This is a genomic window from Bradyrhizobium jicamae, from assembly GCF_001440395.1.
GTDB classification, from domain to species: domain Bacteria; phylum Pseudomonadota; class Alphaproteobacteria; order Rhizobiales; family Xanthobacteraceae; genus Bradyrhizobium; species Bradyrhizobium jicamae.
In genome coordinates this window covers 140,326-156,164 of sequence record NZ_LLXZ01000004.1, presented here as the reverse complement: position 1 = coordinate 156,164, position 15,839 = coordinate 140,326, and the positions used below count along the sequence as shown (strand labels likewise).

General features: G+C 62.8%; 16 protein-coding genes. 2 read left to right on the top strand and 14 right to left on the bottom strand.

The features are described from left to right. Both CQ12_RS01625 and CQ12_RS01620 read left to right on the top strand, forming a co-directional pair. Positions 1-954: Spy/CpxP family protein refolding chaperone (locus CQ12_RS01625; protein WP_198164039.1), on the top strand; the 954-nt coding region annotated here is incomplete at its 5' end. Between the two features lie 157 nt (positions 955-1,111). Further along, positions 1,112-1,462 (top strand): c-type cytochrome, encoded by a 351-nt coding sequence (locus CQ12_RS01620; protein WP_245309678.1) that lies wholly within the window; start codon positions 1,112-1,114, stop codon positions 1,460-1,462. Positions 1,463-1,473: 11 nt separating this feature from the next. On the opposite strand, the gene CQ12_RS01615 is transcribed toward CQ12_RS01620, so the two are convergent. The 14 genes from CQ12_RS01615 to CQ12_RS01550 form a co-directional block, all read right to left on the bottom strand. After that, a complete protein-coding gene (locus CQ12_RS01615; RefSeq protein WP_157087931.1) occupies positions 1,474-2,346 on the bottom strand; it encodes a hypothetical protein in 873 nt (290 codons plus the stop codon). Positions 2,347-2,358: 12 nt separating this feature from the next. After that, positions 2,359-3,723 (bottom strand): MBOAT family O-acyltransferase, encoded by a 1,365-nt coding sequence (locus CQ12_RS01610; RefSeq protein WP_057833602.1) that lies wholly within the window; start codon positions 3,721-3,723, stop codon positions 2,359-2,361. Positions 3,724-3,807: 84 nt separating this feature from the next. Then, positions 3,808-4,161 carry a hypothetical protein gene (locus CQ12_RS01605; RefSeq protein ID WP_057833601.1) on the bottom strand — a complete coding sequence of 118 codons (354 nt, stop codon included), beginning with the start codon at positions 4,159-4,161 and terminating at the stop codon, positions 3,808-3,810. A 195-nt stretch (positions 4,162-4,356) separates the two neighbouring features. After that, positions 4,357-4,647: a hypothetical protein gene (locus CQ12_RS01600; protein ID WP_157087930.1), complete on the bottom strand. Its 291-nt coding sequence runs from the start codon at positions 4,645-4,647 to the stop codon at positions 4,357-4,359. A 233-nt stretch (positions 4,648-4,880) separates the two neighbouring features. Continuing rightward, positions 4,881-5,744, bottom strand: coding sequence for a sugar phosphate isomerase/epimerase family protein (locus CQ12_RS01595; RefSeq protein ID WP_057833599.1), 864 nt, complete (start codon positions 5,742-5,744; stop codon positions 4,881-4,883). Next, positions 5,744-6,937, bottom strand: a complete 1,194-nt coding sequence (locus tag CQ12_RS01590) for a dihydrodipicolinate synthase family protein (RefSeq protein WP_057833598.1) — start codon at positions 6,935-6,937, stop codon at positions 5,744-5,746. Before CQ12_RS01590 ends, CQ12_RS01595 begins: the two co-directional genes overlap by 1 nt. Before the next feature lie 12 nt (positions 6,938-6,949). Continuing rightward, positions 6,950-8,101: a Gfo/Idh/MocA family protein gene (locus CQ12_RS01585; RefSeq protein WP_057833597.1), complete on the bottom strand. Its 1,152-nt coding sequence runs from the start codon at positions 8,099-8,101 to the stop codon at positions 6,950-6,952. Continuing rightward, positions 8,098-9,501 (bottom strand): mandelate racemase/muconate lactonizing enzyme family protein, encoded by a 1,404-nt coding sequence (locus CQ12_RS01580; protein WP_057833596.1) that lies wholly within the window; start codon positions 9,499-9,501, stop codon positions 8,098-8,100. Before CQ12_RS01580 ends, CQ12_RS01585 begins: the two co-directional genes overlap by 4 nt. 12 nt (positions 9,502-9,513) lie before the next feature. Then, entirely contained in the window at positions 9,514-10,362 is an 849-nt protein-coding gene (locus tag CQ12_RS01575) for an ABC transporter ATP-binding protein (RefSeq protein ID WP_057833595.1), read from the bottom strand. 185 nt (positions 10,363-10,547) lie between these two features. Further along, the gene (locus CQ12_RS01570; protein WP_057833625.1) at positions 10,548-11,546 is read right to left on the bottom strand and encodes an ABC transporter substrate-binding protein; all 999 of its coding nucleotides are present in this window, start codon (positions 11,544-11,546) and stop codon (positions 10,548-10,550) included. A gap of 57 nt (positions 11,547-11,603) precedes the next feature. Next, entirely contained in the window at positions 11,604-12,413 is an 810-nt protein-coding gene (locus tag CQ12_RS01565; RefSeq protein WP_057833594.1) for an ABC transporter permease, read from the bottom strand. 219 nt (positions 12,414-12,632) lie between these two features. Continuing rightward, positions 12,633-13,292, bottom strand: coding sequence for a TetR/AcrR family transcriptional regulator (locus CQ12_RS01560; RefSeq protein ID WP_057833593.1), 660 nt, complete (start codon positions 13,290-13,292; stop codon positions 12,633-12,635). Positions 13,293-13,607: 315 nt separating this feature from the next. Further along, on the bottom strand, positions 13,608-14,456 hold the full coding sequence (locus tag CQ12_RS01555; RefSeq protein WP_057833592.1) for a VOC family protein: 849 nt from the start codon (positions 14,454-14,456) through the stop codon (positions 13,608-13,610). Next, positions 14,453-15,712: a Glu/Leu/Phe/Val family dehydrogenase gene (locus CQ12_RS01550; RefSeq protein WP_057833624.1), complete on the bottom strand. Its 1,260-nt coding sequence runs from the start codon at positions 15,710-15,712 to the stop codon at positions 14,453-14,455. Before CQ12_RS01550 ends, CQ12_RS01555 begins: the two co-directional genes overlap by 4 nt. Between the last annotated feature and the right edge of the window lie 127 nt (positions 15,713-15,839).

Sequence of the window (15,839 nt, the reverse complement as noted above, 5' to 3'; positions counted from 1 at the left end):
TGGCGGCGCGGCCACCGCGCAGCGTTTGTCGCCTGGCTCGGCCCGGTATTCTGGCCCTATGCCTATTCCGATATCTTCGAATATACGTTCTGGCCCACCGCCTACGACCCCGGCTATTGGGCTTACGCTTACGACGATTTCGTTGACACGGTGTTCTGGGGTACGGACAGCCCCTATTCCGCTTACGCCCGATATCCAGAACCAGGTGCGGCAATCACCGATTATCGCGCGCGCGGACGCACCAGCGTAAGTCCGCAGACTCTCCGGCAATTGTGCGGAGATCCGGACAAAGGCGTAACCGCTTGGCCGATCGCAGAGATCACGCGGGCGGTGCGGCCGACGCCCGAACAACGCGCCCTGCTCGATGAACTGAAGACCGCCGCGGCAAAGGCGGCCGATGCGTTCAAGGAATCCTGCGTCGATTCCTATGCGATGACGCCCCCCGCTCGCCTGCGGGCGATGACGAGCCGCGTCAACGCAACGCTCAACGCTGTGAAGGTCGTGAGGCCGGCACTTGAACAGTTCTATAATTCGCTGAACGACGAGCAAAAGGCGCGCTTCAACGCGCTCGGCCCTGATGTCGGCGAGCGCTCGCGACAGCAGAAGCCGCAGGAAGCCAGTACTCAAGCCGAGGCCTGCGGCGACCCGAAATCCAGCCTCACGCAGCTACCGATCGAGCGGATCGAGGCCGTGATACGTCCCGCAGGCCAGCAAAAGGAAACGCTCGACCGCTTGAGCGAGGTGACCAGGAAGGCGGTTGCAGGGCTGCAAGCTGCCTGTCCGGATGACGTGCCGCTTACCCCGGTCGGGCGGCTGGACGCGATGGAGAAGCGGCTCAAGGCCATGCTCGAGGCAGCCGATTGGGTGCAGGAGGCGTTGGACAAGTTCTACGCCACGCTGAGCAATGAGCAGAAGGCGCGGTTCAATACGCTGCAACAGACCGCACGCCCATGACCGCAACCTTGACTCAATCCCTGCCTGACGAGGTGATCGAATGAGGCGATGGCACTCAATTATTCCGTTCGCACGGCCAATTTCGAGCCGGCAAGACAAACCTACGTGGTATCGGCGCCGGTTGCTCCTGATCATGGCATTGGGCGGAACAGCGTACATGCTTGCATCGCCTTCCGCCCTGCCTCAAACGCCGCAAGGCACGGACGGCGCCGCAGGACAACAGGCGTTCAACAATGCCTGCCGGACCTGCCACATGGTGAGAGAGGGCGACAACCGGCTTGGCCCCAACCTGCACAAGATCGTCGGACGGAAAGCAGGCTCGCTGCCGGACTACGCGTTTTCCGGCGCCATGAAGGAGGCCGGCTTCGTCTGGGACGAGGAGAAGCTCGATCGCTTCATTGCAAATCCCGATGAGGTCGTACCCGGCAACAGCATGAAGCCGTACGGCGGCCTCCCATCGAGCGACGACAGAAAGAAAATTATCGCCTTCCTTGCTCAAACGCGATGACGACGGCCGGGTTACTTCGCCATGCGCGCCGATGCCAGCGCGCGTTCCATCGCCTGTGTCACGATCACCGCAGAGCGTTCGTCGAGGTGAACACCATCCGTCCAGCGCAATTCGCTGCGGTTCACCTCGACCGGCAGCCATCGTTTCGAATCCGGAAACGCGGCGTGAGCGATCTTCCGCGTGATTGCCGCAGACCGCGAGCTTTCGATCGCTTCGGAATAAGGCAGCTCGATCAGCAACACCCTCGCGCCGCGTTGCTCCACCATCCGGATCAATTCCTCGATCCGCTTTGTGTTGATCCTGGCCTCATCCGTCGGATCCTCTGCATTGAACTGCTGCAGCGCGCGATCCGCATAAACCCGGTTGTCGAAATCGCTCGGCGGCCGCCCGACCAATCTGCGCAATTCGGGCGCGACCTGCTCATGCGTAAGCGGCGCGTGACGCCGCTGCTCGTAGGCGGCCACCGCGGCCCGGACCGGACGAAAGAACAGCGGCTCAATGTCGCGTGAATAACGTTCGACCAGCGGTGCATCGACGGACCGGGAAAGGACGTTCATCTCGACCAGGATGAGTCCGGGGAGTTGCGGCCGGTTCGCGACGATCTTCAGTCCGGTGACCGGAGAACCGCCCGCAAGCGCCAGGTTCCGCAAGCTCGGCGTTGCAAAATATTCCTCCTTGAGGCGGAACGTGAGCGAACTGCCCACCAGCACGACGTCGGGCACCGGTTCGCGCAGGTAGCGGCTGAGCGTGATCAGCGTGCCGTCCCGCGTCGTCGTAGCAGGCATTTGCAGCCCGCTGCCGAAGCGCGCGGTGGCGAAGCCGCAGGCGATCAGGAGAATCGCCGCGCCCGCACTGCATTTGATCAACCACCGAACGGCAGACACTTTTTGTCGCTCCTAGAACTGAAAATAAATAAACGATGTGTCCGGACCGGCTTCCAGATACATCAACGCGGCCATCGAACCGTAGAGATACGGCTCCGCCCATCGCAGCCTTCCCTCGGACAGCGGACGGAAACCGAGGTGTTGAATCATGACCGGCAGCGAATAGAGCAGCGCCAGGCTATAGAACAGCTTGGTCGGATTGGGATTCGTGCTCGGCGTGAACATGCCCGCGAGGTAGCCCACCGCATGATCGAAGTTCGGCAGCTTGAAGAAGATCCAGAGCATGGTGACGCAGAAGAAAACGACCGTCATCCGGGCTACGCGAAACGCCGCGAAATCGACGGCCGCCAGTCGCGCCAGCAAGGGGCGCTCGAGCACCAGCAACAGACCGTGCAACAGCCCCCACATCAGGTAGCCTAGGCCGGCGCCGTGCCAGAGACCGCCCAACCCCATCACGATCATCAGGTTCAAATAGGTCCGCCAGACGCCGTGGCGATTGCCGCCGAGCGGGATGTAGAGATAGGTCCGCAGCCAGTTCGACAGCGAGATGTGCCAGCGCGTCCAGAACTCGGAGAACGAGGTCGCGATGTAGGGAAGATCGAAGTTGATCGGCAGGCGATAACCGAACAACAGGCCGAGGCCGATGGCGATCGCGGAATAGCCGAAGAAGTCCGCGTAGATCTGGTAGCTGTAGAGAAAAACCAGCAGCCAGCGATCCTGGGTCTGCAGCGTCTCGTAGAGCGGGAAGCTCATGTAAGACGTCATTTCATTGAGGTTGTTGGCGACGTAGAGCTTGAAGAAAAACCCGGTCAGAGTCCATTTTGCGGCGTCGACGAGAGGAATGTCCGCAAGATATTTCGGCTTGATCTGCGGCATGAACATTTCCGCGCGCGTGATCGGACCGGAAACGAGCTGCGGAAAGAAGATGATGTAGAGGAAGACGTCCACTAGCGACGGCGGCGCTGCCTTCTGCCGGGTCAGGTCGACCAACAGGCTGATGTTGTGGAAGACGAAAAATGAGATGCCGATCGGCAGCGGCAGCTTGAGGAGGAAATCAAGCGGCGCGAAATCAACCAGGCTCGGAGATGCCGGATCGATGAAGAGCAGCTTGTATTTGAAGAATGCGAGCAGCGCGAGGTTGAAGGCGATGCCGGCGGGAAGCCAGAGCCGGCGGCTTCGCAGCGCCAGGACCAGGAAGAGATAGGTTCCGAAAACCGCGACCGCCAGCAGCGCCAGCAGTTCCGGCTGGCCGTAGCCGTAAAAGAACAGGCTGGCGAAGACCAGGAGCTGGACCTGAAACGCGCGCAGCGCCGGCAGGTAATAGGCCGCGAACACAATCGCGACGAAGGCGCCAAACTGCCAGGATGTGAAAGTCATGCCGCCCCAACGGTAGTTGGGGAAGCTCTAGCATTTCGCCCCGGAAGGGCCTAGGCGAAACAGGCGCCTCTGAGGTCGGGAATTTTAGTTCCCGGCGGTATTGAAGCGGGAGAGATCGCAATCGCGTTCGGCATATCTCACGCGCCGCAGCCCCTCGCGGTCTTCGACCACGGTCGGCCGGCAGCGTTCCTGCCATGCCGCCTGGCCCGCTTCATCGGCCTTCAGGTCTTCGGCCGTCCGGGGCGTGATCTTCACGGTGCCGCTGCCGCCGACGTAAAAATTGCTCTTCAGTCTGTACGGCGTGGCGTAGGCATTGGCCGCAGCCCGGGCGGCCGCTGCAGCCCATGCCGCTTCGACAGCCCGGGCGGCATCCGCCGTCTGCGCGGGCGCTGACGATACCGAAGCGACGACAATCGAGATTGCGATGAACACGCGCATTGATACTGCCTCTTGAAAAAATGCCGTGCGTCAGCAATGGCCGACAAGCATTGAGGCGTCGTAAAGCGGCGTACCTAACCGGATCGCAATTTGGTCGATAAAGATTTAGCTGTCTTTCGGGCGCAGCAAGGCCACGGCATCACCGGGCGAAAGCCCGGGATGCTCCTCGCTGATCGCGAGGAGCGGAAGCAGCAATTATTCGCTGCGTCCGAACTCGCAACCCTTGCGGGCGTAAACCAGGCGGACCACGCCTTCATTATCGTAGGTGCGCTTCGGCTTGCAGAACGCTTCCCACTTCTCGATGCTGGCACGCCTTGCCTTTTCGTCTTCCAGCTCCTGCGCCGGGTTGCGCACCGGATCGTCGACATACGACCTCGTGCACACACTGCCAAAGTACCTGCTGTGGGTGCAGCGATCCACGATCTGCCAGGCTTGCGCCGAGGTCGAAAGCAGTGTGAGGGTCGCAATTGCGTAAAGGATTTTCATGTTGTCGCTCATCGTTCGCGGAGAAATTCTCCTTACCGATTAGCTAACGCCGCAGCGCGCACAGGCGCAACGGTAACCCTTTGTTAATCTAAATAGCCGCGCAAAAGGTTAAATCTGGAACCGTGCGCTGTCCCTTGGCGCGACACTATCACAACCAGAAGGCGCGTCAGTTCACATACGAGACAACACCGTCCGCCATTGAGACAGCGAACGAGGACCTCGGTCGATGGTCGCTAGACCACCGTCCGATGCCGCTCGATGCAAGTCTTCAAAACCTCGTCCATCGGCCTCGCCCACCAGTCGTTGGAAAAGATTTCGATCTCGGAATAGCCGACAAAGCCTTGCGCTTCGACCGCCGCTCGCGCGGATTTGATGTCGATGACGCCGTCGCCCATCATGCCGCGGTCGTTGAGGATGTCTTTCGTCGGCACCAGCCAGTCGCAGACGTGAAACGCGAGCAGGCGATCTTTCCCGGCGCGCGCGATCTGCGGCATCAACTCCGGATCCCACCAGATGTGATAGACGTCGAGCGCGACGCCAAGCGCGCCGGTGCGCTGGGGATCGAGCTGGTCGCAAATATCCAGCGCCTGCTTCGTCGTGTTCACGCAGGCGCGGTCGGCGGCGTAGGCCGGATGCAACGGCTCGATCGCAAGCGGCATGTTTGCCTGTTTTGCGTACTCCATCATTTCGGCAACGGCGTCGTGGACCTGCGTGCGTGCTGCGACGATGTCCTTCGAAATGGCGCTTCCCGGCCGCGAATATTGCGGCAGGCCGCCGACGACCAGCACGATGCAGGGCGCGCCCAGCGCCTTGGCCTCGTCGACGGCGCGACGGTTGTCGTCGCGCGCCTCGATGCGATGCCCCGCGTCCGCCGTGAACATGCCGCCGCGGCAATAGCCTGAGAGTTCAAGGCCCGCGTCGCGAACGGCTCGCACCGCGCGGTCGAGGCCGACGGCAGCGACCTGGTCGCGCCAGGGATCGATGGCGCGGATGCCGTGCCGCGCACAAGCGTCGATGATGGCAACGAGATCGCCCTGCTTGCGGACCGTCGCCGTGTTCAGCGACAGCCAACGGTGATCGGAAGAAAAATCGCGCATCAGGGTTCGATGCCGCGCGTGGCCAGCACCGTCTTCATGCGCCGTGTCGCCAGTTCAGGGTTGGAGAGCAGACCCGCCTTGTCAGCAAGCCGGAACAATTCGGCCAGATGCAGTGTCGAGCGCGTGCTCTCCTGCCCGCCGACCATGGTGAAATGATCCTGATGGCCGTTGAGATAAGCCATGAACACGATGCCGGTCTTGTAGAACCGCGTCGGCGTCCGGAAGATATGGCGCGAGAGCGGCACGGTCGGCCCCAGCACGTCGTGGAAGCCGGCCTCGTCGCCGGCTGCGAGCCGCGACAACGCATAGGAAGCCGCCGGCGCGATGGCGTCGAAGATGCCGAGCAGCGCGTGCGAAAAACCTTGCGCGTCGCCCGCGATCAGTTCGGCATAGTTGAAATCGTCGCCGGTATACATCTTGACGTTCTTGTCGAGACGCCGGCGCATATCGATCTCGCGCTGCTTGTCGAGCAGCGAGACTTTTACGCCATCGACCTTGGCCGCGTTGGCGTTGATGATGGCGACTGCCGCATCCATCGCCTTGTCGAGATCATCGGTACCCCAATAGCCCGCCAGCGCCGGATCGAACATGTCGCCGAGCCAGTGGATGATCACGGGCTCGCGCACCTGCCCCAGCACGCGGTTATAGACCCTGGCGTAATCGTCGGCACTGCGGCCGAGCTTTGCCAGCGCGCGGGAGGCCATCAGGATGATGCGGCCACCCGCCTTCTCGACCGCCGCGATCTGCTCCTCATAGGCGCGGATGACATCGTCGATCGACTTCGCATCTTCCACCGCGAGGTGATCGGTGCCGGCACCGGAAAACACCAGCGCACCGCCCCTTGCCTGCGCTGCCCTCACCGAGCGCTGGATCAGTTCCAGCGAAGTTGTCCAGTCCAGCCCCATGCCACGCTGCGCGGTGTCCATCGCTTCGGCGACGCCAAGGCCGAGATCCCAGACATGCTCTCGGAACGCAATGGTGCGATCCCAGTCGATCGCGGATGTCAGCCAGGGATCATTATCGGCAAACGGATCGGCCACCACATGCGCGGCGGAGAAGGCTACGCGGTTCAGCGGGCTTTGGAGCTTTGCCGGAAACGTCCGCGACGCCGCGAGACGATAGGTCTCGATCAGGCCGCCAACGGCCGGCAATTTCAGGGAAAGCGACGACATCGGCAGGACGGGCTTGTTCATGGTCAGGCCTCCTCACACCTTGATCGGGTTAACGTCGATCCAGCGCCGCTCGCGCCAGCTCTGCAGCGCACATTCGGCGAGCTGCACGCCCTTGGCGCCTTCCAGCAGCGTGAACTTGTAGGGCGCGTCCTCGCAGACGTGGCGGATGAACATCTCCCACTGCTCCTTGAAGCCGTTGTCGTAGACGACGTTTTCCGGAACCTTCTGCCAGTCGGCATAGAAATCATGGGTGCGCTTTTCGTCCGGATTCCACACCGGCCGCGGCGTCGCCTGGCGTGCCTGGATCACGCAGTCGGTCAGGCCCGCCACCGCCGAGCCATGGGTACCATCGACCTGAAACGTCACGAGGTCGTCGCGGTAGACGCGCGTCACCCAGCTCATGTTGATATGCGCAATGACGCCGCCCTTGAGACGGAAGGTGGCGTAGGCGGAGTCATCGGCAGTCGCCGTGTACTGCTTGCCCTTCTCGTCGAAGCGTTCGGGGATATCCGTCGTGCCGAGGCAGGAAATGCTCTCGACCTCGCCGAAGAGATTGTCGAGCACGTAGCGCCAGTGGCAGACCATGTCGAGGATGATGCCGCCGCCGTCCTCGCTGCGGTAATTCCACGACGGCCGCTGCGCCTCCTGCCAGCCGCCCTCGAACACCCAATAGCCGAACTCGCCGCGCACCGAGAGCATGCGGCCGAAGAAGCCGGAATCGCGCAGGAAAGCGAGCTTCTTCAGGCCTGGCAGGAACAGCTTGTCCTGCACCGTGCCGTGCTTGACGCCCCTGGCGTTGGCAAGCTTCAACACCGCGATCGCCTCTTCGAGATTAGTTGCGATCGGCTTTTCGCAATAGACGTGCTTGCCGGCCTCGATCGCCTTGGTCAGCAGCGACGGACGAGCCTGCGTGGTCGCGGCATCGAAGAAGATCGTATCGTTCTTGTCCGCGAGCGCCTTGTCGAGATCGGTCGACCATCGCTCGACGTTGAAGCGCTTGGCGAGCTTCTCTACCTTCTCCGCATCGCGCCCGATCAGGATCGGGTCGGGCAGCATGCGGTCGCCATTGGATAGCAGCACGCCGCCCTGGTCGCGGATCGCGATGATGGAGCGGATCAGATGCTGGTTGAGCCCCATCCGGCCGGTCACGCCGTTCATGATCAGGCCGAGGCGTTTGGTCGTCATACTGCTTTCTCCAGAGAAATTTTGGCTGTGGGCGCTGCGAGCGGCGACATCGCGGACCAGTCCGGATGCACGGCAGTGGCGAAGCCCGGTGTGGTCAGCGACCCCGTCAGGAGATCGCCGTCATGGATCGCGAGCCGGATCTTTCCGCCGTCGCGGACATAGAGATCGGGATGGCCGGCGAGAAACGCTTCCGCCTCCGTGGCAGGCGTATCGCCAAAGCCATCGACATAATGGTGGCCGTTGCGTTCGGCATGGGTGACGCCGATCAGTGCACCGAGCGCAAGGTCCTGCTGCACGGCGAGGCCCGCCTGGCAGGTGAGATCTTCGCCGGCGATGAAGCATTTTTCGCCGGCAGCGCTCCATTGGGCCGCGCGCGTGGCGTTGATGACGGACTTGTAGATGCCCTTGCAGGATTTCGAGGAGATGCCCCGATAGCCGAGCGCCCGTGCTACCGGGAAGGCGTCATAGGAATCATCGGCCTCGTCGACGATGAAATCGCGGCGCGCCAGCGCGCCGAGCGGCGATGCCTTCGTGATGTCGCGCGGCATCGGCTGTTCGATATAGAGAAGTTTTTGCGCGATCGGTCGCAGCGCGGCGTCGCGGTCGAGGCGCTCAACCAGCGCGCTCAGGGCGGCGAGATCGGCATATTGTTCGTTGGCATCGAGCGTGACGCGATAATCGTATGGCAGCGTGGCGAGTTCCTTGCCGATCCGGCTCAGCCGATCCGCATCGTGCGCCGGGTCACCGTTGAGCTTCAGCTTGAAATAGCGCGCTCCCGCGTTTTCCTTCCGATCGGCAACACCGCCTTCGCCCTCGACCTTGTCGTCCATGCCGACGGTGTGCCGAATCGCCACGCGCTCCAGCCGACTGCGGCCGGCGAGAAACCGCGCCACATCATCGTCGCCGAGGTCGCGCGACAGGCGCGCATCGATACCGGCAATGTTCGCCGCCATGCCATCGAAGAAGTTGGCACCCGTGCAGCGCAGCAGCGCATCCAGTATAGCCTTGTCGATTTCGGCCGGCCCATACGCCGCGGCCAGCGGCGGAATGTCCACGGCGGCGCATGCCTCGGTTTGCAAGCCGATACAGGCGGCGTGCAAACCGAAGGCGGTCTCAAACGCTGTTTGCGCCAGATAGATATCGCGCGCGATTATCAGCGAGCGCCGCAACTCGGTTACGGTCTCCGCCGGCGAGAGATGCGGCCGCTTGTCGAACCATTTTGGCACCAGAAATTCGGCACTGTCGCCAACTGCCCTGCCCTTGCCTTCAACCTCGATCTCGACGCGCACAAAGACCTGCGGCGTCGCATTGATCACGACCGCGCCGAACCGGAACGGCCGGGCAAACGTCACCTGCCGTTCGAAAAAAGCGATGTCCTTTACGACCAGGCGTGGCGGCATCGAAGGCCCGTTTCAGTCCAGTGCGCTTTGGGTGAAGAAATGCTTGCGAATTCGCTGCACCAGTTCGGTGAAGGCGGGATCGGCCATCGCGTCCAGCGAGCGCGGGCGCGGCAGCGGCACGTCGTAGATCGCGGCGATCGCACCGGGACGCTCGGTCATGACCAGCACGCGGTCGGCGAGGAACACGGCTTCCGGTATCGAATGCGTGATCAGCAGCACGGTCTTGCCGGTTTCGCGCTGGATGCGCATCAGCTCGACATTCATCTTCTCGCGCGTCATGGCGTCGAGCGCGCCGAACGGCTCGTCCATCAGCATGATCTTGGGATCGTGAACCAGCGCGCGGCAGATCGAGGCGCGCTGCTGCATGCCGCCGGACAATTGCCACGGCAGTTTCTTCTCGAACCCGTCGAGCCCAACGAGCTTCAACAGCGCTTTCGCCCGCGGCAGGTATTCATCGCGCGGCAGCTTCTTCATGTCGATCGGCAACATCACGTTGGAAAGGATGTTGCGCCATGGCAGCAGCAGCGCGTTCTGGAACACGATGCCGACATTGCCGTGCGGCTTCGTCACCTTCTCGCCTTCGACCAGGATTTCGCCGGTCGAGGGCGCGAGCAGCCCGGAGATCATCTTGAGCAGCGTGGACTTGCCGCAGCCGGACGGGCCGACCACGACGAAGAACTCGCCCTCGTTGATGTGGAAATCCAGCGGCCGCAGCGACGGCACGTCGCCGTCGCGCGAACGATAGGTCTTGGAGACGCCGGACAGCGTGATGCCCGACGCCGCGCCGCCGGCGCGATCGGAAACCAGCCGCAGGTGCGCGGCTGGCTGGTCGAACTCGGTCGGTTTGGTCGCGGGGTTCATTCAGCGAAGTCCACTCAGGAGGTTGCTGTCGTCCCTGCCTAGTGCGCGGTTGCGCACGGAGCAGGGACCCATACGCCGTGCCCTTTCGTTCGAGCAGGCCGGTAGAGACCTGCTGCAACAACCAAGGCCGGGGGTTATGGGTCCCCGCGTGCGCGGGGACGACGATAGATTTGTCACAAGCCCGTTCACGAACCGCCCTGCGGCAGGTAGTCGTTGGTGTAGAACGCCTTCGGATTGTCCTTGGCCTTGGCATCCAGCCCGCCATATTCGACCATCAGGTTGACCGTGTCGGTCATGTTCTGGTCGGTCACCTGGAACGGCCGCTTGTTCTTGGTCTCGGCCGTGCGGTAGAGCGGGATCGTCAGCTCAAAGCCCTGCGTCAGCGTCTCGATCTTGCCGCCCTTCGGGTTGGCGTCGAGGATCGCCTGCGCGGCGCCCTTGGCGTCCTTCTCGGCCGCCTCTACCGCCTTGGTCGTCGCCGACATGAAGCGCTTGACGAGATCGGCATTGGCCTTGACGAACTCGGTGTTGGCGACGACGCCCGAGCAGACCATGTTGATGCCGTAGTCGGCGAACTTGATCGCGTTGACGTCCTTGCCGGTCGCGTCCTTGATCTTCATCGACTGGTCCATGACGTAGCCGAGCAGCAGGTCGGCCTGGCCGTTGATCACGGCGTTCAGCTTGGTCTGGCCGTCGCCGGCGACTGTCTGGAAGTCGCTTTCCTTCAAGCCGGTCTTCTTCAGGAACAGCGGCCAGATCTGCGTCATGGAATCGGCCGGCGTGATCGCCACCGTTTTGCCCTTGATGTCCTCGGGCTTCTTGATGTTCTTTTCGACAAAGCCCATCGCCGACATCGGGCTGGTCTGCAGCAGCACGCCGGTGGCGACGATCGGCGCGCCCTTCACGGCCGCGCGCATCATCGTGGGCACGTCGACATAGCCGAAATTGGCGGTCTTGGCCGCAACGGCCTGCGTGGTCGCCGCCGACCCGCGGCCTTCCTGGATCTCGAGGTCGATGCCCTCGGCCGCATAGATACCCTTGGCCTTGCCGTAATAGAACGGCGCGTGCTCGCCATAGACGTACCAGTTCAGCATCAGCACGACCTTGTCGGCGGCAGACGCTGGCAACACCGAAAGCGCGGTCCAGATCAGGGCGGCGGAGATCGCCGCTATCGTTCGTATCATGGTCATCCTCCCGTTCGTGGTGATGCGGCCCTTGAGCGGACCGTTTGTTGGCTTGGCTTACGAAGCAAAAATGATGTCGTCACGCTGGCTGACGTGCCAGGGAATCACGAGGCGTTCGATGCGGTCGACGACCCAGAACAGCACCACGCCGAGCAGCGCCAGGATCACCAGCGCGGCAAACATCGTCGGCAGGTCGAACGTTCCGATCGAGCGCTGCATCACATAGCCGATGCCGGAATTGGAGCCGACGAACTCGCCGACCACGGCGCCGACGACGGCGAGCGTGATGGAGACCTTCAGCCCGGAGAAGATCGCGGGCATCGCATGCGGCAGGTTGACGGCGCAAAATACCCGGAAGCGGCTGCCCTGCATGGCGCGGGCGAGATCGACCATGTCGGGGTCGACCGATTTGAAGCCCTGCACCGCCGACACCACCACCGGGAAAAACCCGAGCAGGAACGCCGAGATCACCTTCGGGATGATGCCGAAACCGAACCAGACCACGAACAGCGGCGCGATCGCGATCTTCGGCACCGACTGCGAGAATACCAGCAGCGGATAGATATAGCTTTCGACGGTCTTCGATCCCGCGATCAGCATGGCGACGGGAATGCCGAACACGGCCGACAGCAGGAAGCCGCAGATGGTGGCGTAGGTGGTGGGCCAGGACTGCCGCAACAGTTCCGGCCACTCGGTCCGCAGCACCGCCACGACATCGCCGGGCGCCGGGATCTGATAGGCCGGAATCTGGAACACGCGGATGGTGACGTCCCACATCACCACGATGAACAGCAGGAACAGAAACGGCCGCACCCACGCCGCGTTCAGCGCTTTCGACACGCTACTCTCGCGCTTCAGCTCGGCCACGCTCCGCTCCCTGGTGATCGTCTTTTCTGATCCGAAATTAACTCGTTGGATAAATACTGGCAAGCGGGTTTTCGTGCGGCAATTTGCGCGCCCCGCCATCGTTCCTGCGAGAGCAGGAACCCCTGACCACCGACGTCAATTGTCACAGCAGGATCAAAGACTACCGCCTCAATCGAGAGGTCACGGCGCATGGGCCCCTGCGTTCGCAGGACGACGGGATCAAACCGGCTGATGCGCCGGTGCGCGCACGGCCTGGCCTGCGGTCTTGCCGAAATCCGCGGTCGACTTCCCCGTCAGCGCCGCCAGCACCAGCGCCACCATATGGGCCAGCCGTTCGTCCCTGGCCTCCTTTTTCAGGAGGTCGCGGCCGAAAATCACGGAGAGCGTGGCGCTGTTGGAGAGATAGAAGAAACACAGCGCCGCGATCGAGATGTAGAGCTGCACCGGATCGACGGCGACGCGGAAATCCCCACTTTCGACGCCGCGCGTCACCACTGTGCGGATCATCTCGACGAACGGCGAGTGCATCGATTTGACCTTGGTCGAGCGCTTCAGATGGCGCGCTTTGACGAGGTTTTCGGTGTTGAGCAGCGCCAGGAATTCCGGATTGCGGAGGAAGTAGTTCCAGGTGAAGTCGATCAGCCGCTCGATCGCCTCGGGCGGATCGAGATGCTCGAGATCGAGCTCACGTTCTTCGGAACGGATCTTCTCATAGGCGCCCTCGAGCACCGTGAGATAGAGGTCTTCCTTGTTGCCGACGTGGTAGTACAGCATGCGCTTGTTGGCGCCGGCATTGGCCGCGATACGGTCGACGCGCGCGCCAGCGAGGCCATGGGCGGCGAATTCCTGCTTGGCGGCCTCGAGAATGCGAAGCCGCATCCCCTCCGGGTCCCGCTGCCATTTCTGTACGCGTTTTGCCTTTGCCAAATCAGTCGCTCGATGGTGGTGCAAGCAAGCTGTAGCATGCAGGGAAGCGTTTGAGAATGAATCGCGCCGCGTTTCCTTCACCCTCCCCTGGAGGGGGAGGGTCGGCTCACGTTGAGCGCAGCGAAATGTGAGACGGGGTGGGGTGACGGTCTCTCCTCTCGAACAGTGCCCGAGTTGAGAGATCACCCCGCCCCGCCGCTCATTGCATGAGCGCCGACCCACGAGCGAGCATTGCTCGTCTCGGACCCCTCCAGGGGAGGGTAAGCTTCACGTGTCCTTCCCCGCCGATGGCTGCACCAGCAGCGTCGGCACGCCGCATGTGCCCTTGCGCACCGTCATCACCCGTGTTCCCGGCTTGCGCCCGGTGCGGACTTCCGAGACGTCGACGCCGGCCTGGACGAGCCGCGCGTGGGTGGCCTCGATATCGGCGACGCGCCAGCAGATTCCGGCGAGCTTGTCTTGGGTCGTGTCGGCGTGCTTGCCTGGCCGGTGCGTCACCTCGACGATGAGATCGCCGCAGCGGAAGAACATCAGCCGGCCCCAATCGGGGTGCGAGCGGTCGAGCGCCATGTCGAGGCCGAGTCGCGCGCCATAGAGGGCCGCGGCCCGTTCGGGGTCCGACGTCGAGATCACGACATGGTCCATCGCCGTGATCGAGGCGGTCGTTGTTCGCACCGACAACGGCCGCTCCTTGTCACGCTCAAGGAAGAACAGGCGGATGCCACGCGTGGCCTCGGTTGCGGTCCGGGTGCGCTTCCATGACAGCGTTTCGCCGGATATCGCGTCGCGGCTTTCGACGTCGGCGATGGGCTCCGGCTTCAGCGCCAGCCGATCGAGCCTGCGATGCATCCTTCCAATGTCACCGGTTCGAAAGCAGATGCTCGCCAGCCCCTCGCCCTGCGCGTTGAGCACGGCGCGTATCCGGTCCGCGTTCGCGCCCTCGCCGTTCGGCGCCACCAATTCCAGCGTGGTATTGTCGAGCGTGAACAGGACGCGGTCGGCGCCGTCACCGCCGTACTGCCAGCCCGGCGACCGCGCGAACAAGGTCTGGTAGGCCGCGCTGGCGGCAGCGATGTCGTCGGTGAGAACGACGACGTGATCGAGACCAGTAATCACGGGAAAAGCCCTCGCGTGTTCTTGGCGGCGCGGACTTTCTCCACGCCGATCGCCATCGCAGCCGTGCGGTGCGGTATGTTGTCCGCCTTCGCACGCTGCAACATGGTGTCGAAGGCGCGATCGAGGATGGCGTATTCGCGCCGCGTCACTTCCTCTTCCTCCCAGAACAATTGCTGGAGATCCTGCACCCATTCGAAATAGCTGACCACCACGCCGCCGGAATTGCAGAGAATATCGGGGATCACGAACACTTCGCCCTGGCGTTTCTCCAGCACCAGATCGGCCTCCGGCGTGGTTGGGCCGTTGGCGCCCTCGGCGAGCACGCGGCATTTCAGGTTCTCGGCGACCTTTGCATCGATCACGCGCTCCATCGCCGCCGGCACCAGCACGTCGCAGGGCAGCGTCAGGATTGCTTCGGGATCGAAAGCGAGCTGATTGGAGAAGCCGGCGATGCTGCCATGCGTGCCGGCGTGCCGCATCAGCGCGGGGATATCGAGCCCGGCCGGGTCATGCAGCGCGCCGGTGTGATCGCCGACGGCGATGATCTTCAGTCCATATTGATGCAGCTCCAGCGCCGCATAGGAGCCGACATTGCCGAAGCCCTGGATGACTGCGGTCGCGCTACCCGGATTGATCGACAACTCCTTCAGCACGCGCCTGGCGAGATAGGCGACGCCGCGCCCCGTTGCTTCGCGCCGGCCGAGTGTGCCGCCGGACGAGACCGGCTTGCCGGTGACGATCTCGGTCACGGTTTGGCCCTGATACATCGAATAGGTGTCCATGAACCACGCCATCACCTGCTCGTTGGTGCCCATGTCGGGCGCCATCACGTCGGTGTGCGGGCCGACAAAGGGAATCATCTCCTGCATGTAGCGCCGTGACAGCGCTTCCAGTTCACGCTTGGAGATGGTGGAGAGATCGACATTGACGCCGCCCTTGGCGCCGCCATAGGGCAGCCCGACCAGTGCGCACTTCCAGCTCATCCAGATCGCTAGCGCCGCGACCTCGCCGATATCGACGGAGGGCGCGAATCGCGTGCCGCCCTTGGTCGGGCCAAGGGTGAGATGATGCTGCACCCGATAGCCTTCGAACACCGCGACCGTGCCGTCGTCGCGGTGAATGGGACAGGAGACGGTGATGGCCCGCTTCGGCATCAGGATCCGGCCGCGCTCGTCCATCGGGATTTCGAGATGGTTGGCGATGACGCCAAACTGATTAACCGCCATATCGAACACGGGACCGGAATAAACGGTCATCATTCCCTCCACTTTTGTATGCCAGCCGGGAAACCCGGACAGCCGTCAGCCGTTATACCGCACTATCCCGAGGCTTCAGGACGGTCGTATTCTCCACATACTCCCATCTCAAGCTGCAAAGACGGCA